At 62.2% G+C, this 18133-nt stretch carries 19 protein-coding genes; 12 read left to right on the forward strand and 7 right to left on the reverse strand.

Annotation, left to right across the window (positions count from 1 at the left end; translation table 11 throughout):
* Positions 1-6 precede the first annotated feature (6 nt).
* The 3 genes from ACQR1Y_RS07820 (at position 7) to ACQR1Y_RS07830 (ending at position 2494) form a co-directional block, all read left to right on the forward strand.
* Positions 7-468 carry a hypothetical protein gene (locus tag ACQR1Y_RS07820; RefSeq protein ID WP_434876414.1) on the forward strand — a complete coding sequence of 154 codons (462 nt, stop codon included), beginning with the start codon at positions 7-9 and terminating at the stop codon, positions 466-468.
* A 9-nt stretch (positions 469-477) separates the two neighbouring features.
* Positions 478-1776: a hypothetical protein gene (locus ACQR1Y_RS07825; RefSeq protein WP_434876413.1), complete on the forward strand. Its 1299-nt coding sequence runs from the start codon at positions 478-480 to the stop codon at positions 1774-1776.
* 118 nt (positions 1777-1894) lie between these two features.
* The gene (locus ACQR1Y_RS07830; RefSeq protein ID WP_434876412.1) at positions 1895-2494 is read left to right on the forward strand and encodes a portal protein; all 600 of its coding nucleotides are present in this window, start codon (positions 1895-1897) and stop codon (positions 2492-2494) included.
* 215 nt (positions 2495-2709) lie between these two features.
* On the opposite strand, the gene ACQR1Y_RS07835 is transcribed toward ACQR1Y_RS07830, so the two are convergent.
* Entirely contained in the window at positions 2710-3018 is a 309-nt protein-coding gene (locus ACQR1Y_RS07835; protein WP_434859357.1) for a hypothetical protein, read from the reverse strand.
* 244 nt (positions 3019-3262) lie between these two features.
* Here ACQR1Y_RS07835 and ACQR1Y_RS07840 point away from each other — a divergent pair, with 244 nt between their 5' ends.
* Positions 3263-3877: a hypothetical protein gene (locus tag ACQR1Y_RS07840; RefSeq protein WP_434876411.1), complete on the forward strand. Its 615-nt coding sequence runs from the start codon at positions 3263-3265 to the stop codon at positions 3875-3877.
* A gap of 92 nt (positions 3878-3969) precedes the next feature.
* On the opposite strand, the gene ACQR1Y_RS07845 is transcribed toward ACQR1Y_RS07840, so the two are convergent.
* A complete protein-coding gene (locus ACQR1Y_RS07845) occupies positions 3970-4275 on the reverse strand; it encodes a hypothetical protein (protein WP_434876410.1) in 306 nt (101 codons plus the stop codon).
* A gap of 135 nt (positions 4276-4410) precedes the next feature.
* On the opposite strand from ACQR1Y_RS07845, the gene ACQR1Y_RS07850 reads away from it, so the two are divergent.
* The 5 genes from ACQR1Y_RS07850 to ACQR1Y_RS07870 all read left to right on the forward strand — a co-directional run bounded on the left by ACQR1Y_RS07850 (position 4411) and on the right by ACQR1Y_RS07870 (position 8618).
* Positions 4411-6045, forward strand: a complete 1635-nt coding sequence (locus tag ACQR1Y_RS07850) for a portal protein (RefSeq protein WP_434876666.1) — start codon at positions 4411-4413, stop codon at positions 6043-6045.
* Positions 6038-6337: a hypothetical protein gene (locus ACQR1Y_RS07855; protein WP_434859360.1), complete on the forward strand. Its 300-nt coding sequence runs from the start codon at positions 6038-6040 to the stop codon at positions 6335-6337. Before ACQR1Y_RS07850 ends, ACQR1Y_RS07855 begins: the two co-directional genes overlap by 8 nt.
* Positions 6338-6829: 492 nt before the next feature.
* Positions 6830-7279 carry a hypothetical protein gene (locus ACQR1Y_RS07860; RefSeq protein WP_434876409.1) on the forward strand — a complete coding sequence of 150 codons (450 nt, stop codon included), beginning with the start codon at positions 6830-6832 and terminating at the stop codon, positions 7277-7279.
* A gap of 432 nt (positions 7280-7711) precedes the next feature.
* Entirely contained in the window at positions 7712-8152 is a 441-nt protein-coding gene (locus ACQR1Y_RS07865) for an SU10 major capsid protein (protein ID WP_434876408.1), read from the forward strand.
* Between the two features lie 4 nt (positions 8153-8156).
* Positions 8157-8618, forward strand: coding sequence for a CoA transferase (locus ACQR1Y_RS07870; protein WP_434876407.1), 462 nt, complete (start codon positions 8157-8159; stop codon positions 8616-8618).
* Positions 8619-8675: 57 nt separating this feature from the next.
* Here the strand turns inward: ACQR1Y_RS07870 and ACQR1Y_RS07875 are convergent, their stop codons facing one another.
* Positions 8676-9404, reverse strand: a complete 729-nt coding sequence (locus ACQR1Y_RS07875) for a CBS domain-containing protein (RefSeq protein WP_434876665.1) — start codon at positions 9402-9404, stop codon at positions 8676-8678.
* A 160-nt stretch (positions 9405-9564) separates the two neighbouring features.
* Between ACQR1Y_RS07875 and ACQR1Y_RS07880 the strand changes: the two genes are divergently transcribed.
* Both ACQR1Y_RS07880 and ACQR1Y_RS07885 read left to right on the forward strand, forming a co-directional pair.
* Entirely contained in the window at positions 9565-9927 is a 363-nt protein-coding gene (locus ACQR1Y_RS07880) for a hypothetical protein (protein WP_434876406.1), read from the forward strand.
* Positions 9928-10139: 212 nt separating this feature from the next.
* On the forward strand, positions 10140-11813 hold the full coding sequence (locus ACQR1Y_RS07885; RefSeq protein WP_434876664.1) for a PHA/PHB synthase family protein: 1674 nt from the start codon (positions 10140-10142) through the stop codon (positions 11811-11813).
* A 45-nt stretch (positions 11814-11858) separates the two neighbouring features.
* Here ACQR1Y_RS07885 and ACQR1Y_RS07890 read toward each other — a convergent pair whose 3' ends face one another.
* Positions 11859-13403: an AAA family ATPase gene (locus ACQR1Y_RS07890; protein WP_434876405.1), complete on the reverse strand. Its 1545-nt coding sequence runs from the start codon at positions 13401-13403 to the stop codon at positions 11859-11861.
* A 25-nt stretch (positions 13404-13428) separates the two neighbouring features.
* The gene (locus ACQR1Y_RS07895) at positions 13429-14418 is read right to left on the reverse strand and encodes a zinc-dependent alcohol dehydrogenase family protein (RefSeq protein ID WP_434876404.1); all 990 of its coding nucleotides are present in this window, start codon (positions 14416-14418) and stop codon (positions 13429-13431) included.
* Positions 14419-14647: 229 nt separating this feature from the next.
* On the opposite strand from ACQR1Y_RS07895, the gene ACQR1Y_RS07900 reads away from it, so the two are divergent.
* Complete coding sequence (locus tag ACQR1Y_RS07900) at positions 14648-17341, forward strand: bifunctional acetate--CoA ligase family protein/GNAT family N-acetyltransferase (RefSeq protein ID WP_434876403.1); 2694 nt, start codon at positions 14648-14650, stop codon at positions 17339-17341.
* A gap of 25 nt (positions 17342-17366) precedes the next feature.
* On the opposite strand, the gene ACQR1Y_RS07905 is transcribed toward ACQR1Y_RS07900, so the two are convergent.
* Together ACQR1Y_RS07905 and ACQR1Y_RS07910 are read right to left on the reverse strand one after the other, a co-directional pair.
* Entirely contained in the window at positions 17367-17867 is a 501-nt protein-coding gene (locus ACQR1Y_RS07905; protein ID WP_434876402.1) for a phage holin family protein, read from the reverse strand.
* Positions 17868-18131 carry a hypothetical protein gene (locus ACQR1Y_RS07910; protein WP_434876401.1) on the reverse strand — a complete coding sequence of 88 codons (264 nt, stop codon included), beginning with the start codon at positions 18129-18131 and terminating at the stop codon, positions 17868-17870.
* Positions 18132-18133: the final 2 nt, after the last annotated feature.

Genomic DNA, 18133 nt, shown 5'->3' on the forward strand with positions numbered 1-18133 from the left:
CGCACGATGCGTGATCTGCTGAACCGCCTGAAATATATCTCCGTGATCGTCCTACTCGCCGTTTGGTTTCCTGTTCAATATCTATTCGTGGTGGGCGTCGCGCAATTCGTGCTGGCCGTCGTGACGACCGGATTTCTGCTTGCGGTGTTTCTTCTGCTGTTGACGGCTGTGGGGGCGAGGCTTGGAGTCGAACTGACATCGAGTCTGAGCCGATGGTTCTGGGTGCTCGTGCCGGCGCTGATTGCTGCGCCTGTCAATTTTTATATGATCGTCAGGGGAATTCAGCACAATACGTATTATCAGTGCCGGACCTGCGGGTGGGATCTGCTGGTCGTTCCAATGTTGAACTACATTCCAAATTACGGCTGGGAGAGGATGTGGGTCGGAACTGGTTTCGTCGCCGCAGTGTATTACGCCATCCTGATTGTTTCGAGTCTTTCCATCAAGTTCATGAATGGACGTTCGTAGAGGAGTTCCATGCCGACATATTTGCGACGTGCTGAGGACCGCAGGCAGGCCATCCTGAAAGATCTTCCGGACACCAAATTCGAGTTCGAAAGTCAGAAGTTTTCGGACATTCCGAAGGAGAGGCGACCGCCGGTCAACAATCGTTATCAGCCGCACGGTGTCGCAGCTCGGGAGATCCAGAAATACAATGCGCTGATTGAGGACGCTGCCAAGCGCAATGCTCTCGATCCCGATCTGGTGAGAGCCGTCATCTACACCGAAATCTCGCGGGGTGCATACGGCTACGCCGCTGAAGCGGTGGATCGGGTGATCCGATGGTCGCTGCCGCTCCCTAAGGATTTGCTGTCCAAGACCATTCTTCCGGGCAACCTCGATCCGAGCTGGGAAAAGCTCATTCCCGGTTCCGACGTTCACAAGCCGCGAGACAACATCGAGCTCACGGCCAGGCTCATCGCGGCAATCGCCAAGCGGCTGGATGATCCAAGCGTGGAGAACATCTACGCGCTCTACAACGGCCTGTCGCACGATCGAACCTATGTGAACAAGGAGACCAAGTCGACGCCGTATTATGCCAAGCGCGCGTTCGAGGCGAAGGCATGGGAAAAGGATGATTGGTCGGCGCCTGAGGTCACCGACGATCCGGCCGAGGGCGGACAGTCGGTGCCGGGCAAGCGAGGGGATCGGGCTGGACAGCGAGACACGACCATCGCTGATGGCGTTTCTGCTGGGTGGGCGGAGCGCTTCGGCCATTGGCCGTCGGCGGCAGGCAACGCCGAGATGCCGCAGGCGCCGCTCTTGCGCGAACTCGCTCGCCTTCGCGGTGGCGGGGTGACTGCAACGCGCACCGTCTTGCCCGACGGCTCTTCGTCGCCTGCCCAGCTTGTGGCTGGACAGCAGTCGTCGTTGGCGGCAGAGGGCGGCGGCGCAATGGCGCCCGATGGGAGCAGGGCGCCTATTCGTATGCTGCGCTCCCGTCGTGCAGACCAGCCGTTACCTCCGGTGATGCCAGAGTCGACAGCAACGATGCCCGTTCAGGCGATGCCCGTGCAATCATCCGCCGCGGATCAGGCGCCGTTGTTTGACGACCGTTTCGGCCGCTGGGGATCGACGGACGGTGCGAGCGCGCCACTCTGGCGTCATCAGCAACTCACGCCGATGCCTTGGTCTGCGGATCCGATCGGGCGGCCCACTGGAGCCGAGATGCAGGGAGATCCGTTCGCGCTTCCGGAGTTCGGAGACTCAGGGCCCGCTGATGAAGAGTGGCCCGGATCTTGGGTGGCCCGCTTGCCGTGGAATCTATCGCGCTGATAGTCGTCACCGGTGCCTGTTTGCGGTGATGAGCCCATCGTCGGTCCGGGTCACCGTCAACGTCAGCATTCAAATCCTGTTTCAGTGAACGCCATTTGCCAACGATATGGTTCCGATCATGCCCAAAATGTCGAACTCCGACCTCAAGACGATGCTCGCCGCCGAGAAGGCCGATGCGCTCGCTGCCATCTCGGCGGCGCGGCTCGCCGAGGAGCGCGCCGATGCCATGGACTACTATCTCGGAAACATGAAGAAGGACATGCCGGCGCAGGAGGGGCGCTCGCGCGCCGTCTCGACCGACGTGGCCGATACGGTCGAGGGCCTGATGCCGCATCTGATGGACATCTTCGCGGGCTCCGACGAGGTTGTGCGGTTCGAGCCGGTCGGTCCCGAGGACGAGGCCGCAGCGTCGCAGGAAACCGACTACGTCAACCACGTCTTCATGCAGCAGAACCCGGGCTTCATGATCCTCTACTCGTTTATCAAGGATGCGCTTCTCTCCAAGGTCGGCATCGTCAAGGTGTGGTGGGAAGAGCGCGAGGAGGAAAGCCGGGAGACCTACTATGATCTCACCGAAGACCAGTTCGCGCTGCTGGCGCAGTCCGTCATGGAGTCGGACGGCGCGATGCGGATCGTGGCGCATACGATGCGTGGCCCGGAGCAGAGCGTCAATCTGCGCGGAGCCGACAACGATGCGGCAGCCCGCCACATTAGCTGACGCGGGTGAGGGCGACGATCGTCTCGAACGCGCCGGATCAAGTCGGACGGCGGCCTCGAGGGCCGCGCTGAGCCGACAGCGAGCATGCTCATCCAATGAGGGCAGCGATGCCCGCGAGCCGGACTGCGCAAGGCTCACCGGACCTCGGGACGAACAACCGTTTTAGTATCGTCAGGAAGTCGCAGGGCTTATCGCATCGCATTTGTTCGAATGCATCAGCCCAGCATGGCTATAGCGACGATAATCGGCGCGGATCCGACAATCCATCCCCACAGCATCCACTCGTGCCGGATCGCGAGTCTCAGATGTTCTCGACCGGGCTCGGTCAGCTTCGCGGGATCCATTGCCGTGAAGTAAAAGCCGGCCCACGTCCAAAACCAAGAGCCCGGCTTTTGGTAGCGCATGTCCGAGGCGCTCGGGGCAATATGGTTGTGGATGACGCGGATATCATTCAGCCATAGTCCCCCCAACGGCAGGCCTGCGATCGCCCAAACACAGAGGATGCCGATTGCCGTGTAGGACATGTCCGCGGAGCTGATGAGGTGCCGATCAAACCTGATCGAGTTGTTGTCATAGATGATAGGTAGTCTAATGTCGGTCAATGAGAAAGGCAATCTTCGGCCGGACGGCATCTCCTTGGAGCTGCCGTACGGGCTTGGAGCGACATACTATTGGAATCCGGGGGCGCCGTCCGCGCCGAGGATCACGGTGACAGGAGGAGTAGGCAAGGGAGGAGGCGGGGTGCACCTCATCCACCTGAGACGAGGCATGTCCTCCGAAGATACTCTCAGGTACGGAGCGTCGGTCAACGTGCCATCGTTCAATCTCAACGCAACCATTCCGGACGCATCCGGCGTTCCGCTGCCCTGGAAGGCGAAAGTATCGTCGATCGGAGTAGGAGCTGGACTTCCCGGTGTCAGCGCGAACTTTACGGCGACACCGGAGCAGATCGCCGCTTTCATCAGGAAATACGTGCTGACCCCGATCATGGGGTTGACAGATCAGTCCGCGGCGCCTGGCCACATGCCCCAGAGTCTGCCGATCCGAATTCAGCGCGGCGCTGAGCGGCCCGTGCCTTATGCGGGACATTCGGCCGGCAGCGAGCCATTCGCGTCCGGGATCTCTCCTTGGTTCTCCGACTATGCTGACGTCCATGCGCCTCCAGCTCGCGCCGTTTCGGGAGGCCCTCCCGACCGTGTGCTCTTCGATGGTGCGTCGGTCATTCCCTATATCAAAGACGGGCGCGCAAGTCTCGGAGCTCCCGCGGATCTGGCTGCTTCCGTTGTGAGTGGCGGCTCGGGAGCCACCGGGCAAGTGGAATCTGCCGGCGGTCTTCTCGGCATGATCCAGGACTACCTCCGGGACCGTCCCGGTTCGAATTGATAGCAGCCGTACGCTGCTCTGATCTGTTGATCCGTCACGCAACGAATCCGCCGTCATGACCATGGTGCTTCCGCCAGCGCCGCTGTGCTGGGTCACGGATGCAAAGGGGGCGAGACGAGCGGGATCAAGACGAGCAGCGGAACATCGACGATCCAAACGAAAAGAAATCGCTCTCCCCACTGCGCTCGCGACAGGAGCGAGCGACCAGCTTCGGACAGCTTGGCCGGGTCGATGTAGATCGCCGGTTTGGTCAGACCAAATCGGCGAAAGTCCGCAGAACTCGCATCCGGCGCTGGATGCTTGAGGGCAACACTGAGCTGCGAACGCGCTCTGTGGGCGATCCCGACAACACCAGCCAACCAGCCGAGCACGAGTAAATCGAGAAAAGGGCTTATCACGGCTCGATCCCTCGTAAATGCCGCAACCGCGAGCTGCACGCAGTACCACACGTTCGATTCTTACAAGACATGGAGAACGATTTGTCGGTCAACAAGAATGGACATTTGCGCGCAGACGGAATTTCTGTGTCGCCGATGCAACCGGTGCCGCCGATCACGCACGACGTCACCATCGTCACCACGCGAAGATACGCCCAGGCGCGGGTGATGGGCGTGCCGCCCGAGGAGTTCGGGATCGAGCGCGGTGCGCGTTCGATCCGCGACTGCAACTACTGTTTCCACGACATCGTCACCAAGACCGAGGCGCAGCTCATTGCCGAAGGATTTGACGCGGCGCAGATCAGGTCGCTCGGCGACTCTACCGGGACCACGCGCGTGGAAACCGTGGCCCGCGATACGGTCGACGAGCATTCGCCGACGTCATCGAGCGTGTCCAATGCGGGCACCCGGCTGGTCCGGATCACGGAGCATTACCTCCGGATGGACTATGAAGGCGAGGGCAGGCCGTGCCTGTACCAGATCGTTACCGGCGGTGACGAGTGCGAGATCCTGCGCAAGGATGGCCAGGATTGCATCACTCCGTTCGATGCGATCCCGTTCGCCGCAACCACGCCGGTGCCGATGACGCACCGCTTCTTCGGCCGCTCGATCGCCGACCTGGTGATGCCGCTGCAGCGGGAGAAGACGGCGCTGAAGCGGGGAGCGCTGGACAATCTCTATCTGCAGAACAATCCTCGCGTGGAAGTCGCCGAGCAGAACGCCGGCCCCAATACGCTCGACGATCTCCTGGTCTCGCGCCCCGGCGGCGTCGTTCGCACCAAGACCGCGGGCGGCCTGAACTGGCAGGTGGTGCCGGATATCACCAGCTCGATCTATCCGATGCTGCAATACATCGATGCCGAGCTCGAGAGCCGCTCGGGCCTGTCGAAGCAGGCGCAGGGCATCGACGCCAACGCGCTGCAGAACCAGTCTGCGACGGCCGTCGCGCAGGTCTTCTCGGCGTCGCAGATGCGCATCAAGCTGATCGCGCGGATCATGGCCGAGGGGGTTCGCGACATGTTCGGCCTGCTGCATGCCACCATCCGCAAGCACGGCCAGCAGTGCCAGACCGTGCGGCTGCGCAATGCCTGGGTCCAGGTCGATCCGCGCAGTTGGAAGACGCGCGACGACATGACGATCGAGGTCGGGCTCGGCTCCGGCGGCAAGGCGCAGCAGTTCGCGCAGACGATGGCGATCGCCAACGTGCAGAAGGAGCTGGCGATGGCCGGCAAGATCAACCTGGTCGGCGACCGCGAGCTCTACAACACGGCGGCCGAACTGACCCGGATCATGGGTCACAAGAATCCCGGCCGCTTCTTCAACGATCCGGCCGCGGTCGACCCGCGGTCCGGCCGCCTGCTGCATCCGCCGCCGGCGCCGCCGCAGCCACCGCCCGATCCGAAGCTCATCGCGGCGCAGGCGCGGGTGCAGACCGAACAGGCGATCGCCGCGAAGAAGGCCCAGCTGGCGCAGCAGCAGGCGCACAATGACCTGGTCCATCAGCAGGTGAAGATGCAGGCGGAGATCGAGCTGGCCAAGATCAAGGCCGGCCTGGATGCCAAGATCGCGCTGCTCGATGCGCATCTCAAGTCGGTCGAGGCGGCGCAAAAGCGCGAGCAGGCGCACTCGGCTCACGAGATGAAGATCGCTGAAGCGGCGGTCGGCCTCGCAGCCGCCGCTGCGCACATCGATGGCGGATCTGACACCAAGATGGAGCGGCGCGATGACTGACGAGAGCCTTCTGCAACAGACGGCGGCACGGGGCGTGCGCGCGAGGGCCCTGCTCGACGATGAGCTGCTCTCCGGCGCCTTCGCTACGCTCGAGGCGAGCTACAGCGCGGCCTGGCGTCAGACGCTGATCGACGATGTCGCCGGCCGCGAGAAACTGTTTCTCGCCATCAACATCGTCAGCAAGGTGCGCGACCATCTCGGTGCGATCGTCGCCAACGGCAAGCTGGCCGAGGCGGAGCTGAAGGAGTTGGCGCAGACCGCGGAGCGGAGAAAGCGATTTGGCGTGCTGTAAGCGGGCCGCACAGAAGACCACGAAAGCTGTTGACTTGTTCTTTATTTGTTCCTTATGCTCTTAAACGACAACGGCTGGCGGTGGTCAGAATGCGAAGGTGCATCGGTCCGGCGTGCCGACCGTCTCTAACGCTTGTACGCGAGGTCGATCAGCTTCGACCGGACGATCGTCTGCCTCGACGGTTCGTTGAGCTTGCGCCATTGCCGGTCCGTGGTCAGCCAAGTCGCCCAGAACCTGCCTTGCCTTGAGCGGCAATGGCGGCAAGCGCGAGATGGCCATGAGCGTCCCGGCCCTTGAGAAAAGCCGCCACACGATTGAGATAGGGGCTGCACTGGCCGTCCGCTTGGAGTCCGCAGCGTGATGCTTGATCATCAATCGCTGGATTGATCTTTCACAAAATGACTGTTGTCGGAGTCCTCAATTGAGCGACAAGACCTCATCACATTCTCGCCCCATCGTTCTCAATCCCAATTTGGCCGGCGAGGCTGTCTCATGAGCGGCCTCATAAAGCGGTGGTATGCCGTCTTCATCGTCGATGCCATCATCAAGTTTCTGCTGCTGTACGGTGGCGCCGTCCTTGTGTCACTCGGCATGATCATCACGGGAGGGATCGAGACCGTCATCTACTTCGCTATCGTCGCTGCCGCGATGGCGGTTTTGACCGTGACGTTTCTGATCATGGGGGCGAGGCTCGCGGCCTTGCTTCCCTGGCAATTCATCACGCTGCATCCGGTATTTCGGGCCCTTGTAGAAATCGTCTGCGCCAGCGCCATTTTCGGCATGGTCATGACGTTGCTGTTCTCCCTTGGAAGTGGCCTAGGAGGCGGCATTCGCATGGGTCTATTGCTGGCATCGACCACGTTCGTCTCGACTTTGATCACCGTGTCGTTCCACGGCATCGCCAAGCTCCTGCTCCGGCGAGCGACAGCAATCACTCGTTGACACGTCGGGCAAATCACCACGATAAATGTATCATCACAGAATTCGAAGATGCCCGCGGCCGACCGCTTGGCGCGGGCGTTTTCTTGGGCGCATGTTTGACTTGCGTCACGATGTCTTTTGATCCGAAGCATGTCATCAATCCGGGATTGTTCGTCTTGAGACTTGTTCGTCTTGAGACAATGTGTCTCGAGGCGACCTTGCTGAATGCAGCTCCGCCGACCTCGGTTCGCCCGGGCGCCACGGCATCGACGTTCCGCATGAGCCGAACCGAGACTGACCTCTCGCGCCATCGGGCCGGCGGGACCTGAACGACTTAGTCCATCTTCAGATATTCGCAGCCGCAGGGCGGCGCGTCGCGCTTGTGTCGTCCGCTTGCGGGCGACGCGGCGGACGAACGCTCTGCGCTGGGCAACGATCATCAAGGGATCACCGATGACCACACCTACGTCTACTTTCGTCACCTACCAGGCGGTCGGCAACCGCGAAGATCTCAGCGACATGATCTACCGGATCGACCCGGTCGATACGCCGTTCATGAGCGGCGTCGACAAGGAGAAGGCGACCGCGGTCAACCATGAATGGCAGACCCAGGCGCTGGCGCCGGCCGACGGCAGCAATGCTCAGCTCGAAGGCGATGACCCCAACACCAACGTCACGACGCCGACCGTGCGCCTCGGCAACCAGTGCCAGATCTCCTACAAGGTCGCGCGGGTCTCCGGCACCCAGCAGGCGGTCGATCATGCCGGCCGCGACAACGAGCTCGCCTATCAGGAAATGCTGAAGGGCCTCGAGCTCAAGCGCGACCTGGAGCTGAGTCAATGGAAATTTCTACGAAGCATCAGACGGCCCGCTGTACGTGGCGTGCGCGAATGATCGGTTGTATCAACGGCTGGCGGCGGAGGTCTTCGGCCGTCCCGACCTCCTGAGTGACCCGCGATTCGCGACGCGCAAGGCGAGATGGATCAACCGCGCTCAGCTCCGCCGCATCATTGCCGACATCTTCGCCTCCGACAGCATGGACGCCTGGATCGCACGGATGAACGCGGCGTCGGTTCCGGTCGGACGCGTCCGTACAGTCGAGCAGGCCTTCAATGCGCCGGAGGTCCGGACCAGACAGCGCGTCTGTCGCCTCCCACACGCAACGGCGGGCACGATCCCGAATATCGAGCCGCCTATTGCCATGCAGTTGACGCCGACCGTCGAGCCCTCAGCCGCTCCGCGCCTTGGCGAGCATACGGCCGCTATTCTGCGGGATCGGCTCGGATACTCGGAGCAGGATATCGAACGCTCGCGCCGGGCTGGCGCGTTTGGAGAGGGTGAGCCGGCCTCGCGAGTGTGAGCCTCCGCCAGAACCGTCGGCGAGGATTCGCGACACCGGTCGTAGTCCTTCGTCAGATCAGCTGGCCTTGGCCAGCTCATCGTCTTCCGGCGAGTTCAGATACATGCCGGACATGGTATCGACCCAGCAGAGATGGTCGTGGACCTTCTTGACCCCGGCGACGTTCTCGGCCGCAACAATGGCCGCCTGGCGGGAACGCTCCTCGGTGATGACGCCGCTCAGATGGACGATGCCGTCCTTGGCGATGACCGACAGCCCGAACGGACACCAGTCGTTCTTCTCGAGGGTGTCGATCACGCGATTGCGAATGTGATCATCGTCGGCGGTCGGATCCGGCACCTGCCGTCCGAGGGTGGCGACGGCCTGCAGCAGGTTGGCCCGTGACACGATGCCGACCACCTGATCACCTTTGACCACCGGCAGCCGCTTCACGTGATTCTTTTCCATCAGCTCCACGATCTCCGCCAATGCGGCATCTTCCGTGATCGTGAGAGGAGACCGCGTCATCACTTCAGACACCTTGCGGCCGTGCTCATGGACGAAGTCGGCGGCCGATTTCCCGGGGCCGAGAATGAAACGCAGCCAGCGGCCGCGCTTGCGTCCAGTGCCGATTTCGGTGCGGCGGATGAAGTCGCCTTCCGAGACCACGCCGACCAGCTTGCCGGCGGCATCGACCACGGGCAGGCCGCTGACGTGCTTCTGCAGCATGATGTTGGCCGCATCCACAATCGAGGTGTCCGGCGTGACGGTAATGACGGGACGGGTCATGATCTGATGGGCGCGCATGGCGAACTCCAATGTCAAAGGCTGACTGACGGTAATATGTCGCGCAGGTTGCGACTTGACGAAGGTCAATCGGCGAGGTGACCGCGTCATTGATGTAGCGCAAGGTTTTCCGCCCGGGGATCTGCTAAGGAGGGCCTCTTCCAGCGAGAGGAGAGGTGCCATGTCTGAGCTCTCCGGGGCCAAAGTCATCGCCGACGAGACGGCCGAACTGTCCGAACGTGTTGCCCTGTCCAACAAGCATGCGCTCGAGTTGCTGATCGGTTCGCAGCAGATCATGCTGGAGGAGGTTCTCTTTGCCAGCAATGAGGCTCTGGATCGCGCGCGGACCGAGACCCATCTGCTCGCCGAATTCGTGTCGAAGCTCGCCGGCGTGCATTCCGTGAAAGGGATCCAGGCCATGGTCGAGGAGTGTGGCCGGCATCAAATCGAGTTCATGAGGCGTGATTGCGATCGGCTGTTCAAGCATGGGCAGCGCCTCATCGATGCCGGCGTGAATCTCGTGGGGCAAAGGTGGCAGAACTGAAGAATGCCGGAGCGTCGCTGCCGGTTGAGCTGCAGCATGAAGCAACAAGCGGCTTCGAGCAGCCCAACGCTGGTCGTTCCGGGGAGCCGATCGTGGTGGGACCAGATCACCATTTGGTAGCACCTGCGACAAAGCAGCTCGCGGAGGAGGGGCATCCGGGCGCTGGAGAGTTTCAGCGCGAGGACCACGAGCTGGACAGAGCGTTCAGCGCCATGCTGGCGCGCGTGACGGGAGGTATCTCGCCTGCGGCTCTTTCGATGGCGTATCTGGATTGGGCCTGTCACCTCGCGGCTGCGCCTCAGCGCCAGATCGAGATTGCGCGGGATGCCTGGCATGGCATGCGGCAGGTCGTCGAACGATCCGTTCATTTCGCCGATCCTCATCGCGCTTCCTGGGATCTGATCAAGCCGCAGGCCAACGATCACCGGTTTTCAAAGCCGCAATGGACGACGCAGCCCTTCAACCTGTTCGCCCAGGCGTTCCTGCTAGGGGAAGAGTGGTGGCACAAGGCGACGACGGGCGTTCGGGGTGTCGACCCAGCCAATGAGGCCGTGGTCGACTTCTCGCTTCGGCAGCTACTCGATATCTACGCACCGTCGAATTTCGCGGCAACCAACCCGGAAGTCCTGGAGAAGACGTTTCAGACCGGCGGCGAGAACCTCGTGTTCGGCTGGCAAAACTGGCTCACCGATCTCATGCAGGTGTTGCAGCCGACGAGTCCGACGAGCAAATCGGAGTTCGTCGTCGGCGAGACGGTCGCGACCGCGCCGGGAAAAGTCGTCTATCGCAATCGGCTGATCGAGCTCATCCAGTACGCGCCGACGACCGAGACGGTTCGGCCGGAGCCGGTCCTGATCGTGCCAGCCTGGATCATGAAGTACTACATCCTAGACCTGTCACCGCGCAATTCGCTGGTCCGCTTCCTGACGGGCATGGGTTTCACCGTGTTCATGATCTCCTGGCGCAATCCCGAAGCGCAGGACCGGGACATTGCTTTCGACGACTACCGGTCGCTTGGTGTGATGGCTGCACTGGACGTGATCGGAACGATTGTTCCGGATCAGCCGATTCACGCCGCGGGCTATTGCCTCGGAGGAACGCTGCTCTCGATCACCGCTGCAGCCATGGCGCGCGATGGCGACGAGCGGCTCAAGACGATCACGCTGTTTGCGGCGCAGACCGACTTTACCGAGGCCGGGGAGCTCACGCTCTTCATCAATGAAAGCCAGGTTGCCTTCCTCGAAGACATGATGTGGGAGCGCGGCTATCTCGACACCACGCAGATGGCCGGCGCGTTTCAATTGCTGCGCTCCAACGATCTGATCTGGTCGAGGGTCTCTCGTGACTATCTGCTGGGGGAACGGGCGGCCCCGAGTGACCTGATGGCGTGGAATGCCGATGCGACGCGACTGCCGTACCGCATGCACTCCGAATATCTGCGCAAGCTGTTTCTGAACAACGATCTCGCCGAGGGCCGTTACCGCGTCAACGGCAAGCCGGTCGCGTTGTCGGATATTCACACGCCGATGTTCGTCGTCGGGACGCTCCGCGATCATGTGGCGCCGTGGAAGTCGACCTACAAGATTCACTATGAGGTCGATGCCGACGTGACCTTCGTGCTCGCCAGCGGCGGCCACAATGCCGGAATTGTCGCACCGCCGGGCGAACAGGGGCACTCGCATCAGGTCCGTACCAAGGCTGCCGACGCTCCATACCTCGGACCCGACGAGTGGCAGAGCATCTCGCCGCGTATCGAAGGGTCATGGTGGCCGACCTGGGTCGACTGGCTTGGCCAGCGATCCGGCGCGGCGGGTGGGCCGCCTCGCCTCGGGACTGATGGGACGAACGATCTCGGACCCGCGCCGGGCGAGTACGTTCATACGTGAACTGAGCGCGGAGCTAAATCTGACAGAATTCGAGCGCAACTCGCGTCAGGTCTTGCCCGACAGGCGTGACAAGGCCAGAGCCAGGGTTGCCTCGGGTGTTCCAGACGCGTCGACCTGCCACCAGTCGAGCGCGCCGATATCATAGCTCTCCTGGTCCTTGGCGACAGCGACGGTGGCATCGGACGCATCGCCGACGCGACTTTGAATCCGGTCCTGCCGCACCTGCAAGTCGGCGATGAGAAACAGTCCGGCAAAGCGCAGGTTCAGCCGTTTCGCCAGCGCATGGATCTCATTCCGTTCGTCCGCGCGGGCGAAGACCGCGTCGACCACGACCGTAAAGCCGTGAGACAGCACGCGATGGGCGTGCGTTGCGAGTGCCTGGTAGACTGTCGCGCTGGACTGAGGCGTATAGGCGGCTGCCGGCAGGCGCTCGGTGTCCTTGATCCCAAACAGACGTTTGCGCAGCACGTCGCTGCGTAGCACGATCGCTCCAGGCGGAGGGGCCAAATGGGGAGCAAGCGCTCGGGACAGCGCGGATTTTCCAGTTCCGGAAAGGCCGCCGACGGCAATCATCATGGGAGCGACGGGGCGGATCAGCTCTTTTGCCAGTTGAAAGTAGCTCTTGGCGACCTCGAAGTTTGCCGAAGGACCGGGGCTTGCGTGTTCGGATGCGTCGCGATCCAGCTTTGCCAGGAACACTTGCGCCCGGATCGCGGCCCTCATTGCCATGAACAGCGGCAGGGCGGCCAGGCCATCGGTCTGGTCGGGCGAGGCGATCGCGAGATAGCGGTTCAACACATGGTTGGCCGCCGCCGTCTCCTCGACATGCAGAAGGTCCATCAGGGGAAAAGCCAGGTCGTAGAGGACGTCGACCGTGGCGATCCGATCGTCGAATTCGATGGCATCGAACAGGACGGGTTTGCCGTCGATCAGGACGATATTGGCGAGGTGGAGATCGCCATGACAGCGCTTCACGTCTCCCGCGCGCACGCGCTGCTCGAGCAAGGGCCGGAGACGCGCCAACGCGGCATGGCAAGCCGATCGAAGCTCGTCGATTTCGGTCGGATCGAAGCGCCCGCCGGCACGAAAGCTGGCCGCGAACGCATCGATCCAAGTCGAGAGGCACTCGATCCATTCGTTGGAGGAGGGGCAGGTGGCGGCCTGATGAGATGCTGCGATGGCTTCTGCCAGCCGCTCGCCGAGATCGGGCGGCAGGTGATGGCGGCACCCGAGATGGTCGAGTGTCTGATCGTCATCGAAGCGACGCATCTCGACGGCATATTCGACCGGTGTGCCGGATCCGTCGATGGCGAACGATCCCTCCGGGGTCAACGTGATTGCGACGACGCCCCGATAGATGTCCGGCGCAAAGGGACGATTGACCTCCATTTCCTTGAGGCAGGCAGCCTTGCGTTGCGCGAGGGTGGAATAGTCAAGGAATGGCAGCCGTATGGCTCGCTTGACCTTGAGCGCTCGGTCCCCGGCCAGAAAGACGGAAGCCGCGTGTGTATCGATCCGGCGAACTTCCGGAAAGCGCCGGGTATCGCCCAAGAACGAGAAGACGGGGTCCTGGTCAGACGATGAGTTCATGACGCTGTTGCCGTCGTGCTGCGCTTCAGAAATCGGGGACCAGGACCGCGGCGCCGACGATGTGACCTTGCTTCAAGCGAGCCAGAACGGCGTTGGCATCAGAGAGCGGATAGGCGGTGGCATGAGTTCGAATTCGTGCATCCTTGGCGACGCGCAGGAAGTCGAGACCATCCTGTCGCGTGAGGTTGGCAACGGATATCACCTGACGTTCGCCCCACAGCAGGGAATAAGGGAAGCTTGGAATGTCGCTCATGTGGATGCCCGCGCAGACGACCCGGCCGCCCTTTCGGACCGCCCGGAGCGCGGCGGGAACAAGCTCGCCGGCAGGCGCGTAGATGATGGCCGCATCGAGTGCAACATCAGGACTCTGACCGGAGCCTCCAGCCCAGATGGCACCATGCTCGTAGGCGAGATCCTGCGCGGACTGATCATGCTCTCGGGTGAAAGCATAGACCTTGCGACCCTGCCAGCGTGCGACCTGGGCGACGATATGTCCGGCTGCGCCGAATCCGTAGAGCCCGAGCGTCTCCGCCTCGCCCGCCATGACCAGGGATCGCCAGCCGATCAGGCCGGCGCACAACAGCGGGGCGGCGGCGACCTCGTCATCGAATCCTTCGAGCGCAAATGCGAAGTCTGCGTCTGCAACAGCGTGAGTCGCGTACCCGCCATTGCGCGTATAACCGGTGAAGGCGGGCGCATCGCAGAGATTTTCCATCCCGTGCTTGCAGAACGTGCAGCGACCGCAGGTGTGGCCGAGCCAGGGAATCCCGACACGTTGGCCCAGCTGGTGCGTGGTGACGCCAGGGCCAAGGCGGTCGATGTGGCCGACGATCTCGTGCCCGGGAATGATCGGATAAGAGATGTTCGGAAGTTCTCCGTCGTAGACATGCAGGTCGGTGCGGCAAACGCCGCAAGCGCTGACCTTGATGCGAATCTCGCCGTGCCCGGGCTCGGGGTCTGCCAGAACCTCGTGCCGGAGGGCTGTTCCAGGCGCTTGCAACAGCATCGCGTGCATCGACAGCCTCCCGGCTCATGTTGCGCGGAGGACATAGGGCATTCACGTCTTCCGCCGCTTGACCTCGGTCAAGGTCCCCATCGCGGCCAGGAGCTTATCACGCGTGCTGCAAGCTGCGGCAGCAGGATGCATCGTGACCCGGGTGCTGGGGTGATAAGTCGCGCTAGACCCGCGTTGGATTGAAACTAAGATGCCGACGCGGCAAGCCGCCTGACCTTGGATCATCAAAATGTCGACCTACCGATTGCGGAACCTGCTGCTGCCCCGCTCCATCGCTTTGCTCGGAGGAAGTCCACGGCCGAATTCCGTAGGGAAAGCGATTCTCGACAACATCATCAAGGCCCGGTTCGAGGGCCAGATCGGTCTGGTCAATTCGCGCTATCCGGCGATCTCGGACATTCCTGCCGTCAAAGCTCTCGACGATCTGTCGTTCGTTCCTGAACTCGTGGTGATCACGACGCCGCCTCCGTCGATTCCCGCTCTCGTTGATCGTGCAGGCGCCTTGGGGGCCGCCGGAGCCCTGATCATCACGGCGGGGCTGGGTCACGGGACAGGGTCGCTCGCCGACCAGGCAGAGAAAGCCGCACAACGGCATGGCATGCGGCTCATCGGCCCGAATTGCCTGGGCATCATGATGCCGACCATCAAGCTGAATGCGTCGTTCTCGGCGCATATGCCATGTGCGGGCAATCTTGCACTGATTTCGCAGTCCGGCGCGATTGCCGCCGGAATGGTCGACTGGGCAGCCCAGCGCGGTGTCGGATTTTCCGGCATCGTGTCGATCGGAGATCAACTGGATGTCGATCTCGCGGATCTGCTCGATCACTTTGCGCTCGATGGTGGAACCCGGGCCATCCTGCTCTACATCGAAGCGATCAAGGACGCCCGGAAATTCATGTCTGCCGCGCGAGCGGCGGCCAGGGTCAAGCCGGTCGTCGTCGTCAAGTCGGGCCGCGGCGCCATCGCTGCGAAGGCCGCGGCAACGCATACAGGTGCTCTCGCGGGAGCAGACGCGGTCTACGAGGCCGCCTTCCGCCGGGCCGGAGTGTTGCGCGTTTCGGATCTGCGCGAGCTGTTCGATTGCGCGGAGACACTGGGACGGGTGGAGTCGCCGACGGGCAAGCGGCTTGCCATTCTGACAAATGGCGGCGGCATCGGCGTGCTCGCAGTCGATCGGCTGGTCGAACTCGGCGGCATCCCGTCAGCGCTGTCGCCTGCGGTCCATGACAAGCTGAATGCTGTCCTGCCCGCGACCTGGTCCGGATCCAATCCGGTGGACATCGTCGGGGATGCGGACGCCCAGCGGTATACGCGGGCGCTGGAGGCGCTGCTCGCCGACCAGGCCAATGATGCAATCCTCGTGATGAACGTCCAGACTGCAATCGCTTCGGCGAGCGAGATCGCAACGGCCGTGACGGAATTCGTCAGCAACTATCGAAAGCAGCACAGACGCTGGGCCAAGCCGGTGTTGGCCGCATGGGTCGGTGCGGAACAGACGGTCATCGAGACCTTGAGCGGTGGCGGCATTCCGAACTATCCGACCGAGGATGACGCCGTCCGAGGCTTCATGCACCTGGTGCGCCACCGGGAGGTGGTCGACTCTCTCGCGGCAGTCCCGCCGGCGATGCCGAGTTCGTTTGCCCCCGATGTCGAGACTGCCCGCCAAATTGTTGCGGCAGCGCTTGCCGACGACCGAACCTGGCTCGATCCCGTCGAGATCAGCCGTCTGCTGGAAGCATATGACATCGCGATGGTCCCGACATTCGCCGCGTCATCGGTCGATGAGGCGGTTGCCTATGCCAATCGGCTGTTTGCTCAAGGTGCGACAGTCGTGCTCAAGGTGCTCTCGCGCGACATCGTTCACAAATCCGACGTCGGCGGCGTGGTGCTCAACCTGACCACGGCCGAGGCGGTGCGGAACGCCGCGAACGAGATCATCGCGCGCGCCAAGGCGGTGCGTCCTGACGCCCGGATCTCCGGCGTGATCGTACAGGCGATGGTCCTTCGGGCCAAGGCGCGGGAGCTGATCATGGGTCTTGCCGATGATCCAACATTCGGCACCGTGATCGTCTTCGGCCGTGGCGGCACCGCGGTCGAGATCATCAACGACAAGGCGTTGGGCCTGCCACCGCTCGACCTTCATCTGGCGCGCAATCTCATCAATCGGACGCGGGTCTCGCGGCTGCTGCAGGCGTATCGGGACGTTCCCGCGGTGAAGCCAGATGCTGTCGCGTTGGTCCTGGTCAAGCTCGCGCAACTTGCAGCCGACATTCCCGAAATCCGGGAACTCGACATCAATCCGTTGCTCGCCGATGAGAGTGGTGTCCTGGCGGTCGACGCGCGCGTCGCGGTCGGGAAAGTGCCGCCGAGGTTCAAGGGCTCGGGTCACGCGAACTTTGCCGTGCGCCCCTATCCAACCCAATGGGAGCGGCATCTCCAGGTCAAGGATGGCTGGCGGATCTTTGCCCGTCCGATCCGCCCCGAGGACGAGCCCGTCATCCACGAGTTCCTCAAGCACGTGACGGCCGAGGACCTTCGCTTGCGCTTCTTCGCGCCGATGAAGGAGTTCACGCACGAGTTCATCGCTCGTCTGACGCAGCTCGACTACGCTCGTGCCATGGCATTTGTTGCTCTGGATGAATCAACCAATGAGTTGGTCGGCGTCGTGAGGATTCATTCCGATTCCGTCTATGAGAGCGGCGAGTACGCCATTCTGCTGCGGTCAGATCTGAAGGGGCGAGGCCTCGGCTGGGCGCTGATGCAGCTGATCATCGAATATGCCAAGGCGGAAGGCCTTAAAATGATCTCCGGAGATGTCCTGCAGGAGAACATCGTCATGCTGGAGATGTGCCGCAATCTCGGGTTCGAAGTGAAGACCGACCCGACCGAACGCGACCTGTGTAACGTCAAGCTGCGGCTGTAGGTCGGTGAGATGAGCGGCTGATCCTTCAATCGGAATGCGAGGCTTCGGCAGACCCCGAAGCCTCACTCTCCGAATGCCCCTGCGTGCGGAGCGTCTTGATGATCATCGTTGCAATCGGAACGATGAGCAACGGAATCAGATTGTTGAGTGGATGGTTGATCAGGTTCGAGACTTGCGACTGAAACGATCGCGCTTCGAGCTGCAATGCGTCCATCGATGATGAATGGATCTCGTTCGCCAACTCGAGCTCGCGGCCGGAGGGCGCGCGGGACGCTATGATCAGAAGCAGCGCCGCGATCACGATGTTGCAACCGCCGAGTGCTGCGGCGGCGACCACGGCAGATGTGATCTGGACGAGCCCAAGATAGGCTGCCAGCTCGAACATCAAGAGACCGAAGACTGCGATCAGAGCGGCGAATGCGCGCAAGCCAAGCCCGACGAGCAGGTGGCGAAGCCTGATGTCGGCGATGACCCGGTCCGTGCGCCAGAGCAGGCGAAGATGTTTGACGACGTTCTCAGTGTCCATCTAGTGTCTCCTCAACAGGAGGCCGAGCGCCATCCCGAGCGCGAAAACTGAAGCCACCGTCGCAATCGGGCGGGTCTTGATCAGGTGCTCAGCTCTAGAGGCGGCGTCTCTCGTGTCCAGACCACTGATCGCTGCTGCAAACGCGCCCGCTATCGACTGTGCATTCGTTCCGCCGCCAGATGCGTTCGCCTTCTCCACCAAATTGCTGAGTTCACGCGTCAAGTGCTGCAGCTCGTTTCGGAGCGCCGTCCCGTCGGTGACCATGG

This window comes from Bradyrhizobium sp. HKCCYLRH3099, from assembly GCF_051167855.1.
Lineage (GTDB): Bacteria > Pseudomonadota > Alphaproteobacteria > Rhizobiales > Xanthobacteraceae > Bradyrhizobium.